This window comes from Streptomyces sp. NPDC127106, from assembly GCF_042677605.1.
GTDB lineage: Bacteria > Actinomycetota > Actinomycetes > Streptomycetales > Streptomycetaceae > Streptomyces.
Window position 1 is genome coordinate 490984 of record NZ_JBHXTC010000001.1, and the last position, 24074, is coordinate 515057.

Below are 24074 nucleotides of genomic sequence, written 5' to 3' on the forward strand. Positions count from 1 at the left end.
GGGCGCGCCGGGCAGCGGGCGCCGTGCAGCGGGGCCGACGGGCCGTGGGGCGGACGTGCCGTGGGGCGGACGTGCCGTGGGGCGGACGGGCTAGAACGGGTGCGGGGCGGGGCCGGACCGCAGCGTGGTCCAGCGCAGCTCGGTGAACGCGTCCAGGTTCGCCTCCCCGCCGAACCGGACCCCGGTGCCGGAGGCGGCGACCCCGCCGAAGGGGGCCACGGCCTCGTCGTTCACCGTCTGGTCGTTGACGTGCGCGATCCCGGTTGGGATCCGCCCGGCGAGCTCCAGCCCGCGCGCCGCGTCGCGGGTGACGATGCCGAGGGAGAGCCCGTACGGGCCGGCCGAGGCCAGCGCCACCGCCTCGTCCTCCGTCGCGAACGACCGGACGGGCGCCACGGGCCCGAAGACCTCCTCCGCGTAGGCGGGAGTGTCGTCGCCGACGCCGGCCAGCACGGTCGGCCGGTAGAACAGGCCCTCGTGGGTGCCGCCGGCCACGAGCTTGGCGCCCTGCTCGGCACTGGCCTCGACCAGCGCGTGGACCCGGTCGAGCTGGGTGCGGTCGATCAGCGGCCCCAGGTGCACCCGCTCGCGGTACGGGTCCCCCACCGCCAGCGACTCGGCGCGTGCGGCGAGGCGTTCGACGTACTCGTCGTACAGGGAGGCGTGGACGAGGTGCCGGCCCGTGGTCATGCAGATCTGGCCCTGGTGGAAGAAGGAGCCCCAGGAGGCCTGCGCGACGGCGGCCTCGACGTCGGCGTCGCGCAGGACGACGAGGGCGGAGTTGCCGCCCAACTCCAGGTGCAGCCGCTTGAGGTGACGGCCGCCCAGCTCGCCCACGGCCCGGCCGGACGCCGTCGACCCGGTGAACGACACCACCCGAACCAGCGGGTCGGCGACCACCGCGGCGCCCGCGTCGGCGCCGCCGGGCAACACCTGCAACAGCCCGGCGGGCAGACCGGCCTCGGCGAACACGGCGGCGAGCGCGAGGCCGCCGCACACGGCGGTCCGGTGGTCGGGCTTGAGGAGGACCGCGTTGCCGAGGGCCAGCGCGGGCGCGACGGAGCGGACCGACAGGATCAGCGGGGCGTTGAACGGGGCGATCACCCCGACCACCCCGGCGGGGACCCGGCGCGTGAAGGAGAGCCGGGGAGCCTCGCTCGGCAGCACCTGCCCGGCGGGCCGGGACGCCAGGGCCGCGGCCTCGTAGCACTCCTGGGCGGCGACATGCAGCTCGAAGTCCGCCTTGCCGGGTATGGAGCCGGACTCGCGGACCAGCCAGTCGCGCAGCTCGGCGGCATGGGCGGTGAACAGGTCCCCGGCCCGGCGCAGGACCGCCGCGCGCTCGGGATGGGGGGCGAGGGCCCAGTCCTGCTGCGCCGCCCGGGCGCGGACGGCGGCCTCCGCGACGTCGGCGGGTGCGGCCAGGTCGAGGGTGGCGAGCGTGCGGCCGGTGGCGGGCTCGACGACCGGCGCGGTACCGCCGGTGAGGGTCGGCCCGTCCTGCCAGAACGTGGGTTCGAGGAGCGGCATGGCGCGGGGCCTCCGGAAGGGGGTCGGCGGAGCGGCTGGCGGCGGGGGCGGCGGAACAGCACGCGCCATCGTGCCAGACCGGAGGCACCACATCTGTTCAGTTATTGGGCAGTTGAGGGTCCGCGGTGACCGGAAACGATCGCCGCGGCCCCGTCGCCGCTCAGCGCTCCAGAACCAGCGCGATGCCCTGCCCGACCCCGATGCACAGCGCCGCCAGGCCCTTGCCCGAGCCGGCCGCGGCCAGCTGGTGCGCCACCGACCCGGCGAGCCGGGCTCCCGAGGCGCCGAGCGGGTGCCCGATCGCGATGGCCCCGCCGCGCGGGTTCACGACCTTCGGGTCCAGCTCGGGCCAGGCGGCGAGGCAGCCCAGCGCCTGCGCGGCGAAGGCCTCGTTCAGCTCCATGACGGAGAGGTCCGCCAGGCCGGCGCCCGCCTTGCCGAGCGCCCGCTGCACGGCCTCGACCGGGCCCAGCCCGAACAGCTGCGGCTCGATCCCGGTCACCGCGGAGGCGCTGATCCGGGCCAGCGGCTCGCGGCCGGTCGCCGCCAGCCCCGCCTCGTCGGTCAGCAGCAGCGCCGCGGCGCCGTCGTTGAGCGGGGAGGCGTTCGCCGCGGTGACCGTGCCCGTGCCGTCGGTCCGGAAGACCGGCTTCAGGCGGGCCAGCGCCTCGGGGGTCGAGCCCTCGCGGATGCACTCGTCGCGGACGAGGTCGATCCCCGGGTACGGCACGACCTCGTCGTCGTACAGCCCGGCTGACCAGGCCTCGGCCGCCTTGCGGTGGCTCTCCAGCGCGAACAGGTCCTGCGCCTCGCGGGTGATGCCGTGCTTCTCCGCGATGAGCTCGGCGCCCTCGCCGAGCGAGACGGTCCACTCGTCGGGCATCCGCGGATTGGTCATGCGCCAGCCGAGCGCGGTCGACCACATCTGCTGGTGCGTGGAGGGGAAGGGGCGCTCGGGCTTCTGCACCACCCAGGGGGCGCGGGTCATCGACTCCACGCCGCCCGCGATGGCCACGGACGAGTCGCCCAGGGCGATGGAACGAGCGGCCTGGATCACCGCCTCCAGCCCCGATCCGCACAGCCGGTTCACGGTCACGCCCGGCACGGTGACCGGCAGGCCCGCGAGGAGGACGGCCATGCGGGCCACGTCCCGGTTGTCCTCACCGGCGCCGTTGGCGTCACCGAAGACGACGTCGTCGATCCTGGCCGGGTCGAGCGAGGGCGTACGGTCCACCAGCGCGCGCACCACGTGCGCGGCGAGGTCGTCCGGGCGGACCCCCGCGAGGGCGCCGCCGAACTTGCCGATCGGGGTGCGGACGGCGTCGACGACGTACACGTCGCGGACGGTGCGGGTGCTCATGGCGTCTCTCCTGGGCGGATCCGTACGGGCGGCGGCGAGACGGTGCCGCCGTCGGCACCGGGCGCGACGCCGGGCGCGCCCGGTGGGGCGCGCCCGCAGTGTCCGTCCGCAGGTCACCGCCTGTCAACGGCGCCCGGGTGCCGGTGGCACGGCGTGCCGGGGATGAACGGACCAGCGGACGGAACCGGCGGGCGGCACCGGTGGGCGGCACCGGTGGGGCGGCAGGGCCGCGGCGGCAGGATCAGGTGGAGTCGCGGTGGACAGCCGTGGCGGCCACCCGGCCGTGCCGGTCGGCGGTCCCGGCGGGCTCCCGCACCGCCCGGTCCACGAGCTCGGCAAGCTGCTCCCCGGTCGGCATCTCGATCCGCACCGTGCTCAGCCGGGGCCGCAGCAGCCGGCCGAGGAGCAGGTCGTCCGCACCGATGACGGCGACGTCCTCCGGGATCCGCAGCCCCGCGTCCAGCAGGGCGCGCATCAGCAGCGCCGCGTACTCGTCGTCGTACGCGAACACCCCGTCCAGGCCGAGGGAGCGCCAGCGGCCGGCGAGCTCCCCTGCCGACTCCTCCGTGGAGGCCATCGCGAGCGGTACGACGCCGGGGCCGGAGTCCGCCCCGCCGGCACAGGGGCGCACGGGCGGGCCGGGCGCGGGGACGGCCGGGCGGGCGGCCCCACGGGCGGCCGCGCGGGCGCCTTCGAGACGGGCGCCGGCGAAGAGCGCCGGTCCCTCCTCGGCCGGGACCACGACCCCGATCCGCCGGCAGCCGCGTTCCAGCAGATGGGCGGCGGCCCGCGCGCCGACCTCGGCCTGGTCCGTGATCAGCGCGTGCGCCCCGGTGACCCGGGCCGGACCCATCGTGATCACCGCACGGGCCCCGGCCCGTTTGAGGGTGTCGACGTCGTGTGCCGACAAGGCGATCCGCCCGAGGCAGACCACTGCGACGGGACGCAGCTCCGCCCAGGCACGGGCCGCCGCGCCGCCGCTCAGGCCGAGGCTGCCGTACTGGACCACCGTGTAGTCGAGCCGGCGCAGCGCCTGCTGGAGCTCGTTGAGGAAGGCGCTGTGGCGCGGGCCGACCGGGTCCTCGGGGGCGGGCAGCAGGACGATCCGGGTGTGGCCGGCGCGCAGGCTGCGCGCGGCGGCGTGCGGGACGTACCCGAGCTCCTCGGCGGCCTGGCGGACCTTGCGGCGGGTCGGCTCGCTGATGCGGACCGCTGCGGCGTTGTTCAGGACGTACGAGACCGTCGCGCGCGATACGCCGGCGAGGCGGGCCACGTCGGCGCTGGTGGGCACGGACCGCGGCGTCGGCACCGGGGTGGAGCGCTCCGGCGGCTTCGATGACTGTGACATTGCCGTGGCATCCTTCCAGACCGCCTGCGACCGGGGTCGGGCGTTTGGCCTGATACGGGTCCGCGGCGCGGCGCCGTCGCACCGGCCCGCCGGGCGCCGGCCCGCCGTGGGGAAGGGGCCCGCCCGGACCGGTCCGAACTCCCCTCGGAGCGCCCCCGGGAGCGGATGCGGAGCTTCTCCGACCGGTGCCGGTGTCCCGTCCCCGCGGTCGCGGGGCTCTGGCGCGATCACGCCCTTCGCCGGCGGGCGGCGACGACGACGCCGGTGTACCGCACGCCCGTTCGCGCTCGGGAAGCGCGGACGCGGGACGCATACGGTCGCGGGCGCCGGACACACCGTCCGCCGCGACGACCTCGCGAGATTCACGGCCTCGTGGGAGGGAGGGGTCTAGGGAATCCCAGGCCCTGGCGTTACCGTCGGTTCTACTGATCGGTAACAGGGAGGGGTTGAGGGGCCGTGGCCGTCTCATCGGGTACGCAGGCACCGACCGCCGGCCTGGCGGCCACGGCGCAGGATCTCGCCGACGGAGTGGTCACCTCACGGGAGTTGACCGAGCGGGCGCTGGAGCGGATCGCCGCCGCCCAGCCCCGCCTGAACGCCTTCCGCGTGGTCCGCACCGAGGCCGCGCTGACCGAGGCGGACGCCGCGGACCGGCGGCTGGCCGCGGGCGAGCGGCTGCCGCTGCTCGGTGTGCCGTTGGCCGTCAAGGACGACATGGACGTGGCCGGGGAGCCGACCGCCTTCGGCTGCGCCGGGGAGTTCCCGCCGAAGGCCGCCGACGGCGAGGCGGTACGCAGGCTGCGCGCGGCCGGCGCGGTCATCGTGGGCAAGACCCACACCCCCGAGCTGGGGCAGTGGCCGTTCACCGAGGGGCCCGCGTTCGGGGCGACCCGCAACCCGTGGAGCCCGGAGCACACGCCCGGCGGCTCCTCCGGCGGCTCGGCCGCCGCCGTCGCGGCGGGTCTGGTCCCGGCGGCGCTCGGCTCCGACGGGGCGGGGTCGGTACGGATCCCGGCGGCCTGGACGCACCTGGTCGGGGTCAAGCCGCAGCGCGGGCGCATCTCCACCTGGCCGGAGCCGGAGTCGTTCCACGGGCTCACCGTGAACGGCGTACTGGCCCGCACGGTCGCCGACGCCGCCCTGCTGCTCGACGCGGCCAGCGGCCCGCACCCCGGCGACCGGCACCGCCCGGCCCCGATCCCGGCGGTCGAGGCCGCCCGCCGCGCCCCGCGGCGGCTGCGGATCGCCCTGTCGTTCGGGATGGCCTTCACGGCCACCCCGAAGTCCCTCGACCCGCAGATCCGTTCGGCGGTGGAGCGACTCGCCGGGCGGCTGGAGTCGCTGGGCCACGAGGTGGTCCCGGAAGACCCGCGGTACGGCCAGATCGGCCTGACCTTCGTCCCCCGGGCCACCAGGGGCGTACGGGACTGGGCCTCCCGCGTGCCGGACACCGGGCTGCTGGACCCCCGCACGCACGGCGCGATGCGCACGGGCCGGATCCTGGGCGGGCTGCCGCTGCGCGTGTCGCGGCGGGCGGAGTCGTACCTGCGGTGGCGGATCGGCGAGCTCTTCGGCCGGTTCGACGTGGTCCTGACCCCGACCACGGCCGCGCCACCGCTGCGGATCGGGGCCCTGGCCGGCCTGAGTGCGATGGCCACGGACCGTGCGATGATCGCCGCCTGCCCGTACGCCTGGACCTGGAACGTCCTGGGCTGGCCGGGGGTGAACGTTCCGGCGGGATTCACGGCCGAGGCCCTGCCGATCGGAGCCCAGCTCCTGGGCCCGGAATCCTCGGAGCCCCTCCTCCTGAGCCTGGCAGCCCAACTGGAGGCGGCGGAGCAGTGGCAGCGACGGTGGCCGGAGGACGGGGTGTCGGAGGCCCGTCGCGTCATGTAAGTTCCCATTGGGAACTTACATGGATGAGGGAGCAGCCGTGGATCAGCAGACCTGGACGGCCGTCGACGCGTACTTCGACGGGCTGCTCGTCGACGAGGACGAGGCGCTGACCGGCGCCGTCACCGACTCCGTCGCCGCCGGGCTGCCCGCGCATCAGGTCGCCCCGAACCAGGGGAAGTTGCTGAACCTCCTCGCCCGCATCCACGGCGCCCGCCGCATCCTGGAGATCGGCACGCTCGGCGGCTACAGCACCATCTGGCTGGCCCGGGCCCTGCCCGACGGCGGGGAGTTGGTGACGCTGGAGGTGGACGAGGTGTGCGCCGATGTCGCCGCCGCGAACATCGCGCGGGCCGGGCTCGACGACGTCGTCGACATCCGGCGCGGGCCGGCCCTCGACCTGCTGCCCGGGCTCGCCGGCAGCGCCCCCTTCGACCTCGTCTTCATCGACGCCGACAAGCCGTCCAACCCGGCCTACCTGGCATGGGCCCTCCGGCTCACCCGTCCGGGCAGCGTCATCATCGGCGACAACGTCGTCCGCGAGGGCGCCGTCGTCGACGGCAGCAGCGCAGACCCCCGGGTGCAGGGTGTCCGACGGTTCGCCGAACTCATCGCCGAGCACCCCCGGTTGACCGCCACCGCCCTGCAGACCGTCGGCAGCAAGGGCTACGACGGCCTCGTCCTCGCCCTCGTCACCGACTGACGCCCCCGTCCCCGGCTCCGGCTCCGCCCCCGTCCCGGGCTCCGGCTCCGGCTCCGGACACGAAGCCCGCGAAGGCCTGTTCGAAGGCCTCCCGCGGCGCCGGGTCGCGGTCCAGGACCGCGAAGACCACCCGTTCGAAGGCCCCGGCGAAGCGGCCCGTCAGCAGCCCCCGGAAGGCTTCCGCGACGTCCGCGGGGTCGTTGCGGAACACCCCGCACCCCCACGCGCCCAGCACCAGCCGCGGGTACCCGTGCAGGGCCGCCGTCTCCAGGACGCGTTCCGCGCGCCGGGCCAGGGCGGCCGGGATCTCGGCGGCGCGCTCCGGCTCCTGTCGGCGGATCGTGCCGGCGTTCGGCGCCGGGGAGGTCAGGAAGCCGGCCCGGAAGGGCTCTTCCAGGAGCTCGCCGCGGTCGTCGCGGAAGACGGGCACCCCGGGCGAGTGAATCACCCGGTCGGTGTAGAAGGTGCTGCGCTCCGCACGGTGGACCTCGTAGTACTCCGGGGCTTCGAGCAGCGTCTCGTACAGGGCGGACGCCCGGCACAGGGCCTCCTCCTGGGCCTTGGCTCCGCGGACGTAGCCGCCCCCGGGATTCCTGGCCGAGGCGAAGTTCAGGACGGCCACCCCGCCCGGGCCGGGGGCGTCCACCGCGAGCCTACGGGCCGCGACCGTGCTGCTCTCCCCCGTCACCTCGATGGCCGTGCGGTACCGCCTGGCCGGAAGTTGTCCGCCTGGAACAACCTGGTTCGGCCCATATATCCTGGTTCCTGCCCTGGCTTCCGCCAGGGCGGCGGCCAGGGAGACATGCCGCCCCGACCGCGTCCGGTACCCACCGGACGCCAGGATCGTCGCGTTCTCCCGCGCGATTTCGCGCAATCTGCTGCTCATCGGGCCATCATCGGCGCCGGGCACGGCCTGCAACCACTCATATTTGCGCAAACACGACCGGATTCGGCTCTTGAGCCCTACGAGGTCGGGTAGGCATGGTCAGGTCACAGTCCAGGACAGGAGATTCGGCCATGCCCCAGGGCTCACCCGCTTCATCTGCTTCCTCCGCTTCACCTGCATCAGACACAACAGCTACATCAGCCCCACCGCCACCCCCGCACTCCCCGTCCCCGGCCCCCTCCCCCATCACCGAAGCCGCCGCCGAGGACCTCGTCCACGGCATCTGCTTCAAGACCGGCCCGCCGCGCGTCCTCGGCGCCGAGCTCGAATGGCTCGTGATGGACGCCGAGCGGCCCGGTGAGCCGCTTCACCCCGACCGGCTGACGGCTGCGCACGAAGCGGCCCGCGCCCTCCCCCTGCACTCCCGCCTCAGCATCGAGCCCGGCGGCCAGCTGGAGCTCAGCTCGGCCCCCGCCGGCTCCCTCTCCGCCTGCGTGGACAGCCTGCAGGCCGACCTCACCGCCGTACGGAGCGCCCTGCACTCCCGGGGCCTGGTGCTGCGCGGCATCGGCCGCGACCCCCGCACCCCCGTGCGCCGACTGGTCAGAAGCCCCCGCTACGACGCCATGGAGGCGTACCTCGACCGCTTCGGCCCGGCCGGGCGCGCCATGATGCGCACCTCCGCCTCCGTACAGGTCTGCGTGGACGCCGGCTACGAGGAGCCGGGCCCGCTCGGTTACGGGCGGCGGTGGCGGCTGGGCCACCTGCTGGGCGCGGTGTTCGTGGCGGCGTTCGCCAACTCCCCCGCGACCGGGGGTCCGTACGCCGGATGGCGGTGCGCCCGGCAGGGAATCTGGCGGGACCTGGACGCCCGGCGGGCACTCGCCCCGCCGCTGGACGCCAAGCCCCGGTCGGGATGGGTCCGGCACGCGCTGGACACCGAGGTGATGTGCATGCGGTCGTCCGGCGACGGGCCGTGGACGGCGCCCCGCGGAATGACGTTCCGCGACTGGCTGCGCGCCACGTCCACGTCCCCGTCGCGGTCCGCCTCCCCGTCCGCGTCCGCGCCACCGCCACCGCCCGGCAGGCTGCGCCCGCCGACCGCCGAGGACCTCGCGTACCACCTGACCACGCTGTTCCCACCGGTGCGCCCGCGCGGCCACCTGGAGCTGCGGATGATCGACGCACAGCCCGGGGACGACGGCTGGCTGGTCCCGGTGGCCGTGGTGCACGCACTGTTCGACGACCCGGAGGCCGCCGAGACCGGGTACCGGGTGGCGAAGGCACTCGCCGACCGGTACGGGCCGGTGCGCGCGCCCCGCAATCCGCTGTGGCAGTCGGCGGCCCGGTACGGCCTGGCCGATCCCGAGCTGAGGGCGGCGGCCGCCCTCTGTTTCCGGGCCGCGGCCGAGGCGCTGCCCCGGCTCGGGGCGAGCTCGCACGTGCGGAACGTGGTGGGCGACTTCACCGAGCGTTTCGTGCTGCGCGGGCGCTGCCCGGCCGACGAGAACGCGTACCGACTCACCGGGACGGGGGCCCGCCCATGACCGCAGAATCCTTCGTGTCCCAACCCTTCGCAACCTCCCCGCCCCTCGAATCCTTCGTGCCCGGCGAGCCCGCGGACCTTCGCGAGCGGGCACTCGACGCCCTGACCGCGGCCCGGATCCGTACGGCCGGGCTGACCGACGCGGTGACCGACGAGGACCTGACGGCGCAGCACTCGCCGCTGATGTCCCCGCTGGTGTGGGACCTCGCGCACATCGGGAACCAGGAAGAGCTGTGGCTGCTGCGCCGGGTCGGCGGCCGCGAGGCCATGCACCCGGAGATCGACCCGCTGTACGACGCGTTCGAGCATCCGCGCTCCGAGCGGCCGAAGCTGCCGCTGCTCGGGCCCGCCGAGGCCCGCCGGTACGCGGCCGACGTGCGCGGACGGGTCTTCGACCTGCTGGAGCGGACCCCGCTGGAGGGCACCGCGCTGCTCGACTCGGGCTTCGCCTTCGGGATGATCGCGCAGCACGAGCAGCAGCACGACGAGACGATGCTGATCACGCATCAGCTGCGGCGGGGCGCCCCGGTGCTGGCCGCCCCCTACCCGTCCCCGCCAACGGGGCCGCCGCCGGCGGTGTCCGAGGTGCTGGTGCCGGGCGGCCCCTTCACCATGGGGACCTCGGCGGAGCCGTGGGCGCTGGACAACGAGCGGCCCGCGCACGTCCGGGAGACGGGGCCGTTCTGGATCGACACGGTGCCGGTGACGAACGCCGCGTACCAGGCGTTCATCGCGGACGGCGGCTACCTCGACGGCCGCTGGTGGGCGCCGGAGGGCTTCGAGCAGATCCGCCGGCACGGGATCGGTGCGCCGCTGTTCTGGTACCGGGAGGCGGGCCAGTGGCTGCGCCGCCGGTTCGGGGTGACCGAGCCGGTGCCGGAGGGGGAGCCGGTGCTGCACGTGAGCTGGTACGAGGCGGACGCGTACGCGCGCTGGGCGGGGCGGCGGCTGCCGACGGAGGCGGAGTGGGAGAAGGCGGCCAGGCACGATCCGGCGACCGGGCGCTCCACCCGCTACCCGTGGGGCGATGCCGATCCGACGCCCGCGCACGCCAATCTGGGGCAGCGGCACCTGCGTCCGGCGCCGGCGGGCAGCTATCCGGCGGGGGCTTCCCCGCTGGGGGTGCGCCAGTTGATCGGCGACGTGTGGGAGTGGACGTCCTCGGACTTCCTGCCGTATCCGGGGTTCCGGGCGTTCCCGTACCGGGAGTACTCGGAGGTGTTCTTCGGGCCCGAGTACAAGGTGCTGCGCGGCGGTTCCTTCGCGGTGGACCCGGTGGCCTGCCGGGGCACGTTCCGCAACTGGGACCTTCCGGTGCGGCGGCAGATCTTCTCCGGGTTCCGGACGGCGAGGGATGCCTGATGTGTCGCCACATCGCCTTCGTGGGACCGGAGGTGCCCCTGGGGCGGCTGCTGAGCGATCCGGAGTACTCGCTCGTGCGGCAGTCGTGGGGGCCGCGGCGGCAGCGCCACGGCACGGTCAACGCCGACGGTTTCGGGGTGGGCTGGTACGCGGAGGGGGATCCGGTGCCGGCCCGCTACCGGCGGGCGGGGCCGATCTGGGGGGACCTGACCTTCGCGGACCTGGCCCGGGTGGTGCGGGCCGGGGCGGCGCTGGCCGCCGTACGGGACGCCACGCTGGCGGGGGCCGAGGGGGAGGCCGCGGCCGCCCCCTTCACGGGCGGGCGGTGGCTGTTCAGCCACAACGGCGCGATACGGGGCTGGCCGGGCACGGCGGCCGAGCTCGCGGCGGCCCTGCCGGCCGGCGAGGTGCTGACGCTGGCCGCGACCACGGACTCGGCGCTCGTCTGGGCGCTGGTGCTGCACCGGCTGCGCCGGGGGGACGACCTCGGCACGGCGCTCGCCGAGCCGGTACGGGAACTCGCCGAGGCCGCGCCGGGTTCCCGGCTGAACCTGCTGCTGACCGACGGCCGGGCGATCGCCGCGACGGCCTGGGGCGATTCGCTGTGGTACCTGGCCGACCCGGCGGCGCAGCGCGTCGTGGTGGCGTCGGAGCCGTACGACGACGACCCGCGCTGGCACGAGGTGCCCGACCGGACCCTGCTGACCGCCCACCGCACACGGGTCGACCTGACCCCGCTCAAGGAGACCGTCCAGTGAGTGACTTCCAGTTGACCCGCACGCTCGACGAGCACACCGCCGATTCCGCGCTGCGCGAGGACGTGCTGAACGGGCTGACGCAGTCGCCGAAGGTGCTGCCGCCCAAGTGGTTCTACGACGCCCGCGGCAGCGAGCTGTTCGACGAGATCACCCGGCTGCCGGAGTACTACCCGACGCGCGCCGAACGGGAGATCCTGCTGGCGCGGGCCGGGGAGATCGCCGCGGTGAGCGGGGCCCGTACGCTCGTGGAGCTGGGCTCCGGTTCCTCGGACAAGACCCGGCACCTGCTCGCGGCGATGCCCGCGCTGGACACGTACGTCCCGGTGGACGTGAGCGCGAGCGCCCTGGAAGGGGCGGCGCAGACCCTGCAGGAGGAGCATCCGGGGCTGCGGGTACGCGCGCTGGTGGCCGACTTCACCAAGCCGCTGCGGCTTCCGCAGGCGCCCGGGCCCCGGCTGGTGGTGTTCCTCGGGGGGACGATCGGGAACCTGTTGCCGGCGGAGCGGGGGGCGTTCCTGTCCTCCGTTCGGGCGACGCTGTCGCCGGGGGACGCGCTGCTGATGGGGACGGACCTGGTGAAGGACGAGTCCGTGCTGGTGGCGGCCTACGACGACGCGCAGGGGGTGACGGCCGAGTTCAACCGGAACGTGCTGGCCGTCATCAACCGGGAGCTGGGTGCGGACTTCCGTGCCGAGGACTTCGCGCACGTCGCCGTGTGGAACCGGGAGCAGGAGTGGATCGAGATGCGGCTGCGGGCCCGGTCGGAGCTGGTGGTGAAGGTCCGGGCCCTGGACCTGCTCGTGCCGTTCGAGGAGGGTGAGGACATCCTGACGGAGGTGTCCGCGAAGTTCCGTCAGGAGGGCGTACGGAAGGAGCTGGCGGCGGCCGGGCTGGAGCTGACCCGGTGGTGGACGGACGCCGAGGGCCGTTTCGCGCTGTCCCTGTCGGTGGCCGAGGGCGAGTTCGGCTGGGCGGGCAGGCCTGGCAGCGGTGCCGAGGGGGTGGGGACGGAGGCCGGGTCGGCCGAGGTGATCGCGGCCTGAGCCGCGGCCGCGAGGTCCCGCCGGTGCGCGTACCGGCCCGGCGGGATCCGCGGCAGCAGCCGTACCTCGGCCCGGATGCCGCGGGCGCGGGCGATCCGCCAGAGGGAGGCGGTCAGCGGGTCGTCGCCGACGAAGGAGGCGGCCCCGGCGGTGTCCCCGCCGGGCAGCCGGTAGTCGAGCCGGACCGGCTGGACGGGGACGCGCGCGTCGAGGGCGGACTGGAACGCGGCCCGGCGGAAGGGACCCCGGGCGCGCCCGCACCAGGTGCTGCCCTCGGGGAAGACGGTGACCCGGTCGCCGGCCAGCAGGGCGCGGGTGAGGGCGGCGACGGTGTCCGGGAGGGCGCGGATCCGGTCGCGTTCGATGAACAGGGTCCCGGCCCGTGCGGCGAGCCGGCCGAGGCCGGGCCAGGCGCGGATGTCGCTCTTGGCGAGCATCCGGGAGGGCAGGACGGCGGCGACGAGCGGGATGTCCAGCCAGGAGACGTGGTTGGCGACGACGAGGCGGGCGCCGTCCGGGCCCGCGCTGCCGTGGACGGTGATCCGCAGCCCGAAGGCCCGTACCAGCGCGGCCGACCAGGCCCGGATCACGGTGTGCCGGGGGCCGGTGGGCAGCAGCCGGACCGGGGGCGCGCCCAGGATCCCGACGAGGATGAGGGCGACTGCGCCGGTGAGCCGCAGGACTGCGCGCGGGACGCCCACGGTGTGCCCGTCGTGGCCGGCGCAGTCCTGCGGGGTGCAGGGTGAGGTGGGGAGCCAGACGCTCATGCGGTCGGGGCGAGCGCGAGGAAGTGCTTGAGGTAGCGGGGGTTGGTACGTCGCAGGGAGAGCAGGACGTACAGGTCGGCGCAGCCGAACTCGGCGTCGAGGGCGGGCTCTCCGCAGACCCAGGCGCCGAGGCGCAGGTAGCCGCGCAGCAGCGGCGGGAGCTGGGTGCGCTCGGGGAAGGCGATGCCCTCGGGGTTCCAGGGGATGTGCGGGGTGACGCGGTACTCGGCGGGGGCGAGGCTGCGGGGCAGGACGTTGTCACGGGTGGCGGCGGCGAGGAGCCCGCCGTCGGCGAGCGGTATCGAGCAGCAGCCGGCGAGCCAGTTGTGCCCGGAGCGGTCCATGTAGCGGGCGAGGCCGGCCCAGATCAGGGCGATGGCGGCGCCGTTGCGGTGGTCGGGGTGGACGCAGGAGCGGCCGACCTCGACGAGGTCGGGGCGGATGGGGGCGAGGGCCGAGAGGTCGAACTCGCTCTCGGAGTAGAGGCGTCCGGCGACGGCGGCGCGCTCGGGGGGCAGCAGCCGGTAGGTGGCGACGACCTGTTCGGTCTCCTCCTCGACGACGAGGAGGTGGTCGCAGTAGGCGTCGAAGGCGTCGGAGTCGAGGCCGGGCTCGGGGCCGTCGAGGCGGGCGCCGAGCTCGCCGGCGAAGACCTGGTGGCGCAGCCGCTGGGCGGCGCGCACCTCGTCCTCGTTGCGGGCCAGGCGGACGGCGTACCGGGGAGTGACGGCGGGATCCGCGGCGGGGGCGGGCACGAGGGCAGGGGCGGGAGCGGCGATGGGGGGAACGGCGGACGGCGAGAGGGGGGCGATGGTCATGGCGGCTCCTGATCCGGGCACGGAGTGCGGGCCGCAGGTGTGGCGACCCGGCTCCTCTACTTCTTCCGTGACCGGCTGGATTCGACATGACCGCTTCGCGGCCCGCGGATGTGCGGAGTCTGAACTCGCCGGGGTCGGCGGGCGGAGCTCGGTACCCTGCTGGTCGACTCGGCGGCGGCCGGGCAGCCTTCCGATGGTCCTGGCCGGTGAGGACGGCCGTCAGGTGCGGGTGGTGCAGCCGGGACGGACCACCGTCTGCCAGCGGTGAACACCGGCCCGCCCGGGCTCGACGGTCACTACGGTCCAGCCTCATGACGACGATCACCACGCGTACGGTCGAATACCCGGCCGACGCCCTCACGATGATCGGGCACCTCGCGCTCCCCGCTGGTGTCGACCGCCGGCCCGCAGTCCTGATCGGGCCCGAGGGGCCGGGGCTCAGCGACGTCGAACGCCGCCGAGCCGACGCCCTGGCCGAGCTGGGATACGTGGCGCTGGCCTTCGACCTCCACGGCGGGCGCTATCTGGGCGACCCCGAGGAGATGCTGGCCCGTTGCACGCCGCTGCTCGCCGACCCGGACCGGATGCGGGACATCGGCCACGCGGCGTACGACGTGTTGCGTGCCGAACCGCGGGCCGACCCCGACCGGATCGCCGCCGTCGGCTACGGCACCGGGGGCGCGATCGCACTGGAACTGGGGCGCCACGGCGTCAACCTGCGCGCGATCGGGACGGTCAACGCCCTGACCACGGGCCGACCGGGCGAGGCGGCACGCATTCGCTGCCCGGTGTGGGCCGGGGTCGGGTCGGAAGACCCGATCATGCCGCCCGCGCAACGGGAGGCGTTCACCGCCGAGATGCAGGCCGCGGGCGTCGACTGGCGCCTCGTGGTCTACGGCGGAGCCCTGCACGCCTTCCACCACCCACCGGTCGACCACCCCGTGCTCCCCGGCGTCGGCCACCACCCGCGGCACGCACAGCGGGCCTGGCGCGACATCGTCGACCTGCTCGCCGAGTGCCTGCCCGCACCGGAATGATCCGGTCGGCTCCCGGGGACCCTCACTGGTGATCAGGCCGGTGGTGTGGTCGGTTCACCCGGGAGTTTTCGTGGCAAAGTTCGCGGAAAGGGGCGTACTGGGGCACCGTAGAACGCGACAAAGCCCCCACTCTCGGGAGACCTCCATGTCCAACCACACCTACCGGGTGACCGAAATCGTCGGCACGTCCACCGAGGGCATCGATCAGGCCATCCGCAACGGGATCGCCCGGGCCAGCATGACACTGCGCAATCTGGACTGGTTCGAGGTCACCCAGATGCGCGGCCACCTGGAGAACGGCCAGATCGCGCACTACCAGGTCGGTCTGAAGGTCGGCTTCCGGCTCGACGAGGGGGACTGACGTCCGACGGGGCCCCGGGGGTGCGCCCCCGGGGCCCCGCGGCATGACGGCCCTCCGGCCGGGCGCCGGCGGCTCGGCGGCCCATCAAGCCCGGCGGCTCGGCGGCTCGGCGGCCGGGATCAGGTGCGGCCCTCCGCCTCCTGCGCGGCCCGGAGCTCCGGCGCGTCCGCCGACCAGGTCGCCGGCACCACCCGGAATCCCGCGGCGCGCGCCGCCTGGCACACCAGCTCGTCGTCGTCCACCAGCATCCGCACCTCCCGGCGACGGGCGATCTGCTGGAGCACCTCGATCTTGGTGGTGCGGGCGGGCCGGCGGTCACCGTTCCGGCGCATCCACAGCCGCCCTTCCGGAAGCCCGTGCCGGGCCAGCCACTGCACCGTGTCCTCCCGGCACCGCTCGGGGCGGCCGGTCAGGTACACGATCTCGCAGTCGGCCGCGCGTTCGACGGCCAGGGCGACCCCGCGCGCGAGCGGCGGATCGGTCGGGGCCGCGGCGAAGAAGCCCTCCCAGTCCCGGGGGCGGCGCTCCAGGAAGTGCTGGCGGTGATCGGTGTCGGCCAGGGTGTTGTCTATGTCGAAGACGGCCAGCGGCCTGCGGTCGGTTCGCTCACTCATACGGGCCAGCCTAAGGAGTTGTGTCCCGGCGGCAGCGGGGTCGGCAGTCGACCGGCCGGCTGCCGGAAAATCGTTACGCGGTGCGGAGCCGGGAGTGCGAGGCTGGCGGGCTGACCCACCGTCCGTCCCTCCCGCGCCGCCGGGCGCGGCCGGCCCGCCACCGGAGCACCCGTGATACCTGCCCGCCTGATCCCGTTCCTCCAGCAGTTCGACTTCGCGTACGAGCGCCTCTCCGGCCGCATGTCGGGGCCCGTCATGGACAGTGGCGACGGGACGCAGACGCAGGTCGGCGCCCCGCTGACCGACGCGGAGTACCTCTGGGAGCCGGTGCCGGACTGCTGGTCCGTACGACGCCGCGCGGACGGGCCGGGTCCTCGGGCGACCCTCCTGGCCGGCGCCGGCAGCGGCGACTGGGGACGCGACGCCGCGGCCTACCCGCACCCCTGGCCGCCGCCGTTCACCACGCTGGCATGGCGCCTGAGCCACCTCGGCGAGATGCTGACCCTGCGCGCCGACCACACGGCCGGCACCCACACGTTGACCCGGGACGACCACCCGGTCAGCGGGACCGCGGCGGAGGCCGTCGCGGCGTTCGAGGCCGGGGCCGGGGCCTGGCGGAAGGCGCTGCTGAGCCTCGACGACACCGCGCTCGACACCACGGGGTACTGCACCTACCCGCACGGCAGCGACGCGGAGGAGCCCCTCCTCGACATCGTGTGGTGGGTCAACCAGGAACTCCTGCACCACGGAGCCGAGATCGCCCTGCTGCGCGACCTGTACCGCTACCGTGCACCGCAGCACTGACACCACCGCGCCCCGCCGGGCAGGCGGCGCCGCCCGGTGGCCGGGAATCCTGACGGGCACAGGACGTTGAGAGCTTTGTGATCCGCAGACTCTCCGTCCTCGACCGGTCCCGCACCCGCGAGGGGCACCCCGCGCCCCAGGCCCTGCGCGACACCGTCGAGCTCGCCCGCCGGGCGGACGTGCTCGGCTACCACCGGTTCTGGGTGTCCGAACACCACAGCGTGCCCGGCGTGGCCGGCTCCGCACCGACGGTGCTGGCCGCAGCCGTCGCCGGCGCGACCCGCCGGATCCGGGTGGGGACCGGCGGGGTGATGCTGCCCAACCACCGACCGCTGGTCGTCGCCGAGCAGTTGGGGGTCCTGGAGTCCCTCTTCCCGGGCCGCATCGACATGGGGCTCGGCCGCTCGGTCGGCTTCACCAGCGGGATCCGGCGGGCCCTCGGCCGGGACACCGACGACGCCGACCGGTTCGAGGAGCAGCTCGCCGAGCTGCTGGGCTGGCTCGACGGCACCCAGCGGGCCCACCCCGAGGTGCACGCCCGCCCCGCAGAGGGGCTGTCCGTTCCGGCGTTCGTCCTGGCCACCGGCGAGGGCGCGCAGATCGCGGCCCGCGCCGGGCTGCCGCTGGTGGTGGGCGACCTACGGCGCCGGGACCGGGTCGCCGGGATCGTGGACGGGTACCGCGCCGGATTCCGGCCGTCCGCGCGGCACGCCGAACCGTACGTCGTGGTCTCCGGGACGGTCGCCGTCGCCGCCACCGCGGAGGAGGCCCGGCGGATCCTCGTACCGGAGGCCTGGTCGGTCGCGTACTCGCGGACCCGGGGCAGTTTCCCGCCGCTGCGCCCGGCGCAGGAGATCGAGGCCCTGGAGATGACCGCGAAGGAGCGGGAGCTGTACGAGGGCGCGCTCGCCGGGCACATCCACGGCACCGAGGAGCAGGTGGCGGCCGAGCTGGCCGAGGTGTCCGCGCTGACCGGCGCGGACGAGCTGCTGGTCACCACGTCCACGTACGACCGCGGCGCCCTGCTGGACTCCTTCGGACGGCTGGCCCGCCTGGCGGGGCTGGAGGGGGCCTGCTCTGCGGAGCCCCCGTAAAGTGGGGCGAATGCACCAGACCGCCGAGCCGCCACCGGCCGCCCACCCCCGCAGCCATGACCCGTTCATCCGTGTGCGGGGTGCCCGGGAGCACAACCTGCGCGGCGTCGACGTGGACATCCCGCGCGACGCGCTGACCGTCTTCACCGGGGTCTCCGGCTCCGGCAAGAGCTCGCTCGCCTTCGGCACGCTCTACGCCGAGGCCCAGCGCCGCTACTTCGAGTCGGTGGCCCCGTACGCGCGCCGCCTGATCCACCAGATCGGCGCGCCGAAGGTCGACTCGGTCACGGGCCTGCCGCCCGCCGTCTCGCTGGAGCAGCGGCGTTCCTCCCCCGGTTCCCGCTCCTCGGTCGGCACGGTGACGTTGCTGTCCAACTCCCTGCGCATGTTGTTCTCCCGGGCCGGCACCTACCCGGAGGGTGCGCCACGGCTCGACTCGGACGCCTTCTCCCCCAACACGGCTGCCGGGGCCTGCCCTTCCTGCCACGGACTGGGCAGCATCCACCGCACCAGCGAGGAACTCCTCGTTCCCGACCCGGGGCTGTCGATCCGTCAGGGTGCGATCGCGGCGTGGCCCGGGGCCTGGCAGGGCAAGAACCTGCGGGACATCCTGGAGGTGCTCGGCCACGACGTGGACGTGCCGTGGCGGGAGCTGCCGGCGGCCGACCGGGAATGGATCCTGTTCACCGAGGAGCAGCCGGTGGTGACCGTGCACCCGGTGCGGGACGCGGACCGGATCCAGCGGCCCTACCAGGGCACGTACATGAGCGCACACCGCTATGTGATGCGGACGTTCTCGGACAGCAAGAGCGCCACGCTGCGGACCCGCGCCGAGCGGTTCCTCACCGACTCGCCCTGCCCGGGGTGCGAGGGGCGGCGGCTGCGGCCGGAGGCGCTGGCCGTGACCTTCGGGGGCCGGACGATCGCGGAGCTGGCGGCGCTGCCCCTGACCGCCCTGGACCGGCTGCTGGCGGGAACTGCGCCGGGGGCCCCGGGGGCCCCGGGTGGGGCAGACGGGACGGGCGGGGAGGCGGCTCGGGTGCTCGCCGAGGACCTCCGGTCCCGGATCGGGCCCGTCGTCGAGCTCGGCCTCGGCTACCTGAGCCTGGACCGCACCGCGCCGACCCTGTCGGCGGGCGAGCTGCAGCGGCTGCGGCTGGCGACGCAGCTGCGGTCGGGGCTGTTCGGCGTGGTGTACGTGCTGGACGAGCCGTCGGCGGGACTGCATCCGGCCGACACCGAGGCGCTGCTCGGCGTCCTGGACCGGCTCAAGGCGGCGGGGAACACGGTGTTCGTGGTGGAGCACCACCTGGACGTGGTGCGGCATGCGGACTGGCTGGTGGACGTGGGTCCGCGGGCCGGCGAGCACGGCGGGCGGGTACTGCACAGCGGGCCGCCGCACGAGCTGGCCGGGGTGGCGGAGTCGGCGACGGCGCGGTACCTGTTCGGCGCGGACGGCGACCGCCCGGTACGGGACGGGCGCGAGGGGCCCGAGGGGCCCGAGGGGCGAGAGGGGCGCGAGGAACTAGCGGTGCGGGACGGGCGCGCGGTGCGGGAGGCGGCCGGGGCCGTCCGGCTGGAGGGGGTCGACCGGCACAACCTGCGACGTGTGGACGTGGAGTTCCCGCTCGGGGTGTTCACGGCGGTCACCGGAGTGTCCGGATCGGGCAAGTCGACCCTGGTGGGGCAGGTGCTCGCCCGGGAGGTCGGCGAACGGCTCGCCGAGCCGGACTTCCCGGTGCGGCGGCTGGTGGAGGTGGACCAGAAGCCGATCGGCCGCACCCCACGGTCCAACCTGGCCACGTACACCGGGCTGTTCGACGTGGTGCGCCGGCTGTTCGCGGCTGCTCCGGAGGCGCGGGCGCGCGGTTGGAAGGCGGGCCGGTTCTCCTTCAACGTGGTGGGAGGCCGGTGCGAGACCTGCCAGGGCGAGGGCTTCGTGTCGGTGGAGCTGCTGTTCCTGCCCAGTACGTACGCCCCGTGCCCGGAATGCGGGGGCGCTCGGTACGACGCCGAGACCCTCCAGGTGCGCCACGAGGGGCTGAACATCGCGGAGGTGCTGGCGCTGACGGTGGAATCCGCGGCTGCGTTCTTCGCCGGGGTCCCGGCGGCGGCGCGGAGCCTGCGGGCGCTGGAGGAGATCGGGCTGGGCTACCTGCGGCTGGGGCAGCCGGCGACCGAGCTCTCGGGCGGGGAGGCGCAGCGGATCAAACTGGCGACGGAACTGCAGCGGCAGCGCCGTGACCACACCCTCTACCTCTTGGACGAGCCGACGACCGGGCTGCATCCGGCCGATGTGCGGGTACTGCTGCGGCAGTTGCACGGGCTGGTGGACGCCGGCCACTCGGTGGTGGTCGTCGAGCACGACATGGACGTGGTGGCGGGCGCGGACTGGGTGGTGGACCTGGGGCCCGGTGGCGGTGCGGACGGCGGCCGGATCGTGGCCGCCGGCACGCCCCGGCAGGTCGCCCGGGCGGGGCAGGGCCGCACGGCGGGCTATCTGGCCCGGGCACTGGGCACGGCGTAGGGGGGTGCCGGGGTGCACGAGCTGCTGCGCGGTGCGGGCCGGCGCCGGCTGCGGTTCCCGCTGCCGAGGGGTCTCGGGGAGGCCGCTCAGGCGTCGCCGGCGAGCAGGTGCTGCGGGAGCTCGCGGAAGCTCCAGCGGCCCCGGCTTCGGGTGAACAGCCACACCAGGTCGTAGCGGTCGGGCCAGACGGCGGGGACGCCGAGCACCCGGTGTGCCCCGAGGGAGCGGATGAGGCGGGGCACGCCCTGGTGTTCCCAACAGACCAGCACCGGCATCGGGGCGGCCAGCACGGCGCCGGCCAGGGCGGCTTCGGCGCCGACGGCGAACTCGGCGCGGACGCGGGTGTGCAGTGCGGCGGCCAGCGGGGCGACGGTCTGACGGCAGCGGGCCGGCGCCGCGGCCCCACCGGCGGCGAAGACGGCGGCGGGGCGGGGCAGCAGGGCACTGCGGGTCGGCGTGAAGAGGCGGGGCAGCGCCTGGGCCCGGCGTCGGCCGCGTCCGGCGAGGAAGCCGGGGCTCTGCTTGCCGTCACCGTCCTCGCCGGTGTCCCCGGCGTACGGCTTCTCCCCGTGCCGGATCACCATCACCAGGGCGTCCTTGTCCGCGGCTCCTTCGGGGCCCTGTGCCGGGGGGCGGGCCGGTTCCTCCGTGGAGCAGCCGGCGGCCGTGGCGAGCGCGGTGAGGGTGGCGGCCAGCACGGTTCGGCGGCGCGGCCCGGACCCGCGGAGGGCTTCTCGCATGGGGCCACTGTTCCCCATGGGGCGGAGCGCTCGGGGCTGCGGCGCGTCGTGGCCCGGCATGAGCGCCCGGTCGGCCGATCGGATCGGCCGACCGGATCAGCCGACCGGATCAGCCGATCGGATCCACGGGCCGTATCCACCGGCCGGCGCAGTCCGTCGGACCCGCGGGGCGGCGGGGGTCAGCTGCCGGTCTTCCCGCGCTTGCCGAGGGCGCGGAGCCACTCCCGGTTCATGGCGGCGATGGACGGCAGCGGAATGCCCTTGGGGCAGGCGGTGGCGCACTCGCCGGTCAGGGTGCAGCCGCCGAAGCCCTCCTCGTCCATCGCGGCGACCATGTCCAGGACGCGGGTCTCCCGTTCGGGCGAGCCCTGCGGCAGCACGTTGAGGTGGTTGATCTTGGCGGAGGTGAAGAGCATGGCGGAGCCGTTGGGGCAGGCCGCCACGCAGGCGCCGCAGCCTATGCACTCGGCGTGCTCGAACGCCTGCTCGGCGGCGTCCTTGGGCACGGCGGTGGCATGGGCCTCGGGGGCCGAGCCGGTGGGGGCCGTGATGTAGCCGCCGGCCTGGATGATCCGGTCGAAGGCGCTCCGGTCGACGACGAGGTCCTTGACCACCGGGAAAGCGGCGGCGCGCCAGGGTTCGACGTCGATGGTGTCGCCGTCGGTGAAGGACCTCATGTGCAGCTGGCAGACGGTGGTGCGCTCGGGACCGTGGGCGTCCCCGTTGATCACGAGGCTGCAGGCGCCGCAGATGCCCTCGCGGCAGTCGTGGTCGAAGGCCACCGGGTCCTCGCCGCGCAGGATGAGGTCCTCGTTGAGGGTGTCGAGCATCTCGAGGAAGGACATGTCCCGGGAGACGCCGTCGACCTCGTAGGTGACCATGGCGCCGGGGGTGTCGGGGTTCTGCTGGCGCCAGACGCGCAGGTTGAGCCTCATGCGTAGCTCCGCTGGGTGGGGTGGACGTACTCGAAGACGAGGGTTTCCTTGTGGAGGACGGGCGGGGCGCCGGTGCCGCGGAACTGCCAGGCGGCCGCGTAGCCGAACTCCTCGTCGCGGCGGGCGGCCTCGCCGTCCGGGGTCTGGGACTCCTCGCGGAAGTGGCCGCCGCAGGACTCGGCGCGGTGGAGCGCGTCGAGGCACATCAGCTCGGCCAGTTCGAGGTAGTCGACGATGCGGTTGGCCTTCTCCAGCGACTGGTTGAGCTCCTGGCCGGTGCCCGGGACCTTGATGCGGCGCCAGAACTCCTCGCGGATCCGGGGGATCCGGGCGAGGGCCTTGAGCAGTCCGGCCTCGTTGCGGGCCATTCCGCAGTACTCCCACATGAGTTCGCCGATCTCGCGGTGGAACGAGTCGGGCGTGCGGTCGCCGTCGACCGAGAGCAGCCGCTCCAGGCGGTCGCGGGTCCCGCGGACGGCGGCGGCGACCTCGGGGTGGTGGTCGTCGACGGGCTCCTGGTGGGGGTTGCGGGCCAGGTAGTCGTTGATGGTGGAGGGCAGGACGAAGTAGCCGTCGCCGAGGCCCTGCATGAGGGCGGAGGCCCCGAGGCGGTTGGCGCCGTGGTCGGAGAAGTTGGCCTCGCCGATGGCGAACAGGCCGGGGACGGTGGTCTGGAGGTCGTAGTCGACCCAGAGGCCGCCCATCGTGTAGTGCACGGCGGGGTAGATCCGCATCGGGACCTCGTACGGGTTCTCGGCGGTGATCCGCTCGTACATCTCGAAGAGGTTGCCGTACTTCTCGGCGACCTTGTCCCGGCCCATGCGGCGGATGGCGTCGGCGAAGTCCAGGTACACTCCCTGGCCGCCGGGGCCGACGCCGCGGCCCTCGTCGCAGACGTTCTTGGCGGCGCGGGAGGCGATGTCGCGGGGGACGAGGTTGCCGTAGGACGGGTAGATCCGCTCCAGGTAGTAGTCGCGCTCCGCCTCGGGGATGTCGGCGGGCGGGCGGGTGTCGCCCTTGGCCTTGGGGACCCAGATGCGGCCGTCGTTGCGCAGGGACTCGCTCATCAGGGTGAGCTTGGACTGGTGGTCGCCAGTGCGCGGGATGCAGGTGGGGTGGATCTGGGTGAAGCAGGGGTTGGCGAAGTACGCTCCGCGGCGGTGGGCCCGCCAGACGGCGGTCGCGTTGGAGTTCATGGCGTTGGTGGAGAGGTAGAAGACGTTGCCGTAGCCGCCGGTGGCGAGGACGACGGCGTCCGCGTGGTACGTGGAGATCGCGCCGGTGACCAGGTCGCGGGCGACGATGCCGCGGGCCCGGCCGTCGACGACGATCAGGTCGAGCATCTCGGTGCGGGCGTGCATCTCCACGTTGCCGGCGGCGATCTGCCGGGACAGCGCCTGGTAGGCGCCGAGGAGGAGCTGCTGGCCCGTCTGCCCTCGGGCGTAGAAGGTGCGGGAGACCTGGACGCCGCCGAAGGAGCGGGTGTCGAGGAGGCCGCCGTACTCGCGGGCGAAGGGGACGCCCTGGGCCACGCACTGGTCGATGATCTCGACGGATATCTGGGCGAGGCGGTGCACGTTCGATTCGCGGGCCCGGAAGTCGCCGCCCTTGACGGTGTCGTAGAAGAGCCGCTGGATGGAGTCGCCGTCGTTGCGGTAGTTCTTGGCGGCGTTGATGCCTCCCTGCGCGGCGATGGAGTGGGCGCGGCGCGGGGAGTCGGAGTAGCAGAACTGGACGACGTGGTAGCCCTGTTCGGCGAGGGTGGCGCCGGCGGCGCCGCCGGCCAGGCCGGTACCGACGACGATGACGGTGTGCTTGCGGCGGTTGGCCGGGTTGACGAGCTTGGCCTCGAAGCGGCGGCGGTCCCAGCGTTCGGCGATGGGGCCGGCCGGGGCCTTGGGGTCGGCGAGGGGCTCGCCAGTGGTGTAGTGCGTGTAGTCGTTCACGG

General features: G+C 74.6%; 20 protein-coding genes and 1 pseudogene. 11 read left to right on the top strand and 10 right to left on the bottom strand.

All coding sequences use genetic code 11. The features are described 5' to 3' along the window. Positions 1-90: 90 nt before the first annotated feature. The 3 genes from ACFVGY_RS02090 to ACFVGY_RS02100 form a co-directional block, all read right to left on the bottom strand. Entirely contained in the window at positions 91-1530 is a 1440-nt protein-coding gene (locus tag ACFVGY_RS02090) for an aldehyde dehydrogenase family protein (protein WP_385669495.1), read from the bottom strand. A 160-nt stretch (positions 1531-1690) separates the two neighbouring features. Beyond that, the gene (locus tag ACFVGY_RS02095) at positions 1691-2890 is read right to left on the bottom strand and encodes a thiolase family protein (RefSeq protein ID WP_385669498.1); all 1200 of its coding nucleotides are present in this window, start codon (positions 2888-2890) and stop codon (positions 1691-1693) included. A 241-nt stretch (positions 2891-3131) separates the two neighbouring features. Further along, on the bottom strand, positions 3132-4238 hold the full coding sequence (locus ACFVGY_RS02100) for a LacI family DNA-binding transcriptional regulator (RefSeq protein ID WP_385669501.1): 1107 nt from the start codon (positions 4236-4238) through the stop codon (positions 3132-3134). 456 nt (positions 4239-4694) lie between these two features. Between ACFVGY_RS02100 and ACFVGY_RS02105 the strand changes: the two genes are divergently transcribed. Then, positions 4695-6134, top strand: coding sequence for an amidase (locus tag ACFVGY_RS02105; protein WP_385669504.1), 1440 nt, complete (start codon positions 4695-4697; stop codon positions 6132-6134). 37 nt (positions 6135-6171) lie between these two features. Continuing rightward, positions 6172-6834: an O-methyltransferase gene (locus tag ACFVGY_RS02110; protein WP_385669507.1), complete on the top strand. Its 663-nt coding sequence runs from the start codon at positions 6172-6174 to the stop codon at positions 6832-6834. Here the strand turns inward: ACFVGY_RS02110 and ACFVGY_RS02115 are convergent. Continuing rightward, the gene (locus ACFVGY_RS02115; protein ID WP_385669510.1) at positions 6824-7720 is read right to left on the bottom strand and encodes a TIGR02452 family protein; all 897 of its coding nucleotides are present in this window, start codon (positions 7718-7720) and stop codon (positions 6824-6826) included. The two genes, ACFVGY_RS02110 and ACFVGY_RS02115, sit on opposite strands and share 11 nt — an antisense overlap. Before the next feature lie 131 nt (positions 7721-7851). On the opposite strand from ACFVGY_RS02115, the gene egtA reads away from it, so the two are divergent. Genes egtA through egtD form a run of 4 tightly spaced genes read left to right on the top strand, consistent with a single transcriptional unit; the run spans position 7852 to position 12429 of the window. Next, the gene (gene egtA, locus ACFVGY_RS02120; RefSeq protein ID WP_385669512.1) at positions 7852-9267 is read left to right on the top strand and encodes an ergothioneine biosynthesis glutamate--cysteine ligase EgtA; all 1416 of its coding nucleotides are present in this window, start codon (positions 7852-7854) and stop codon (positions 9265-9267) included. After that, positions 9264-10628 (top strand): ergothioneine biosynthesis protein EgtB, encoded by a 1365-nt coding sequence (gene egtB / locus ACFVGY_RS02125; RefSeq protein WP_385669515.1) that lies wholly within the window; start codon positions 9264-9266, stop codon positions 10626-10628. Before egtA ends, egtB begins: the two co-directional genes overlap by 4 nt. Next, positions 10628-11386, top strand: coding sequence for an ergothioneine biosynthesis protein EgtC (gene egtC / locus ACFVGY_RS02130; protein ID WP_385669518.1), 759 nt, complete (start codon positions 10628-10630; stop codon positions 11384-11386). Before egtB ends, egtC begins: the two co-directional genes overlap by 1 nt. Then, complete coding sequence (gene egtD, locus ACFVGY_RS02135) at positions 11383-12429, top strand: L-histidine N(alpha)-methyltransferase (RefSeq protein ID WP_385669521.1); 1047 nt, start codon at positions 11383-11385, stop codon at positions 12427-12429. Before egtC ends, egtD begins: the two co-directional genes overlap by 4 nt. 239 nt (positions 12430-12668) lie before the next feature. On the opposite strand, the pseudogene ACFVGY_RS02140 reads toward egtD, so the two are convergent. Both ACFVGY_RS02140 and ACFVGY_RS02145 read right to left on the bottom strand, forming a co-directional pair. Beyond that, positions 12669-13196: pseudogene (locus ACFVGY_RS02140) on the bottom strand (lysophospholipid acyltransferase family protein); the annotation flags it as partial. Then, the gene (locus ACFVGY_RS02145) at positions 13193-14014 is read right to left on the bottom strand and encodes a GNAT family N-acetyltransferase (RefSeq protein ID WP_385669524.1); all 822 of its coding nucleotides are present in this window, start codon (positions 14012-14014) and stop codon (positions 13193-13195) included. The pseudogene ACFVGY_RS02140 and the gene ACFVGY_RS02145, both read right to left, overlap by 4 nt. Before the next feature lie 311 nt (positions 14015-14325). Between ACFVGY_RS02145 and ACFVGY_RS02150 the strand changes: the two genes are divergently transcribed. Then, on the top strand, positions 14326-15051 hold the full coding sequence (locus ACFVGY_RS02150; protein WP_385669527.1) for a dienelactone hydrolase family protein: 726 nt from the start codon (positions 14326-14328) through the stop codon (positions 15049-15051). A gap of 145 nt (positions 15052-15196) precedes the next feature. Next, on the top strand, positions 15197-15412 hold the full coding sequence (locus ACFVGY_RS02155; protein ID WP_385669530.1) for a dodecin: 216 nt from the start codon (positions 15197-15199) through the stop codon (positions 15410-15412). 119 nt (positions 15413-15531) lie between these two features. Here the strand turns inward: ACFVGY_RS02155 and ACFVGY_RS02160 are convergent, their stop codons facing one another. Continuing rightward, positions 15532-16026 carry an HAD family acid phosphatase gene (locus ACFVGY_RS02160; RefSeq protein ID WP_385669533.1) on the bottom strand — a complete coding sequence of 165 codons (495 nt, stop codon included), beginning with the start codon at positions 16024-16026 and terminating at the stop codon, positions 15532-15534. Between the two features lie 171 nt (positions 16027-16197). On the opposite strand from ACFVGY_RS02160, the gene ACFVGY_RS02165 reads away from it, so the two are divergent. The 3 genes from ACFVGY_RS02165 (at position 16198) to ACFVGY_RS02175 (ending at position 20451) form a co-directional block, all read left to right on the top strand. After that, positions 16198-16830 (top strand): DinB family protein, encoded by a 633-nt coding sequence (locus ACFVGY_RS02165; protein ID WP_385669536.1) that lies wholly within the window; start codon positions 16198-16200, stop codon positions 16828-16830. A gap of 77 nt (positions 16831-16907) precedes the next feature. Next, positions 16908-17924, top strand: a complete 1017-nt coding sequence (locus ACFVGY_RS02170) for an LLM class flavin-dependent oxidoreductase (RefSeq protein WP_385669539.1) — start codon at positions 16908-16910, stop codon at positions 17922-17924. Between the two features lie 10 nt (positions 17925-17934). Then, positions 17935-20451 (top strand): ABC transporter, encoded by a 2517-nt coding sequence (locus ACFVGY_RS02175; RefSeq protein WP_385669542.1) that lies wholly within the window; start codon positions 17935-17937, stop codon positions 20449-20451. 86 nt (positions 20452-20537) lie between these two features. On the opposite strand, the gene ACFVGY_RS02180 is transcribed toward ACFVGY_RS02175, so the two are convergent. From ACFVGY_RS02180 to ACFVGY_RS02190, 3 genes are all read right to left on the bottom strand, one after another. After that, positions 20538-21191: a hypothetical protein gene (locus ACFVGY_RS02180; protein WP_385669545.1), complete on the bottom strand. Its 654-nt coding sequence runs from the start codon at positions 21189-21191 to the stop codon at positions 20538-20540. A gap of 179 nt (positions 21192-21370) precedes the next feature. Then, positions 21371-22126, bottom strand: coding sequence for a succinate dehydrogenase/fumarate reductase iron-sulfur subunit (locus tag ACFVGY_RS02185; RefSeq protein WP_385669548.1), 756 nt, complete (start codon positions 22124-22126; stop codon positions 21371-21373). Further along, on the bottom strand, positions 22123-24072 hold the full coding sequence (locus ACFVGY_RS02190) for a fumarate reductase/succinate dehydrogenase flavoprotein subunit (RefSeq protein WP_385669551.1): 1950 nt from the start codon (positions 24070-24072) through the stop codon (positions 22123-22125). Before ACFVGY_RS02190 ends, ACFVGY_RS02185 begins: the two co-directional genes overlap by 4 nt. Between the last annotated feature and the right edge of the window lie 2 nt (positions 24073-24074).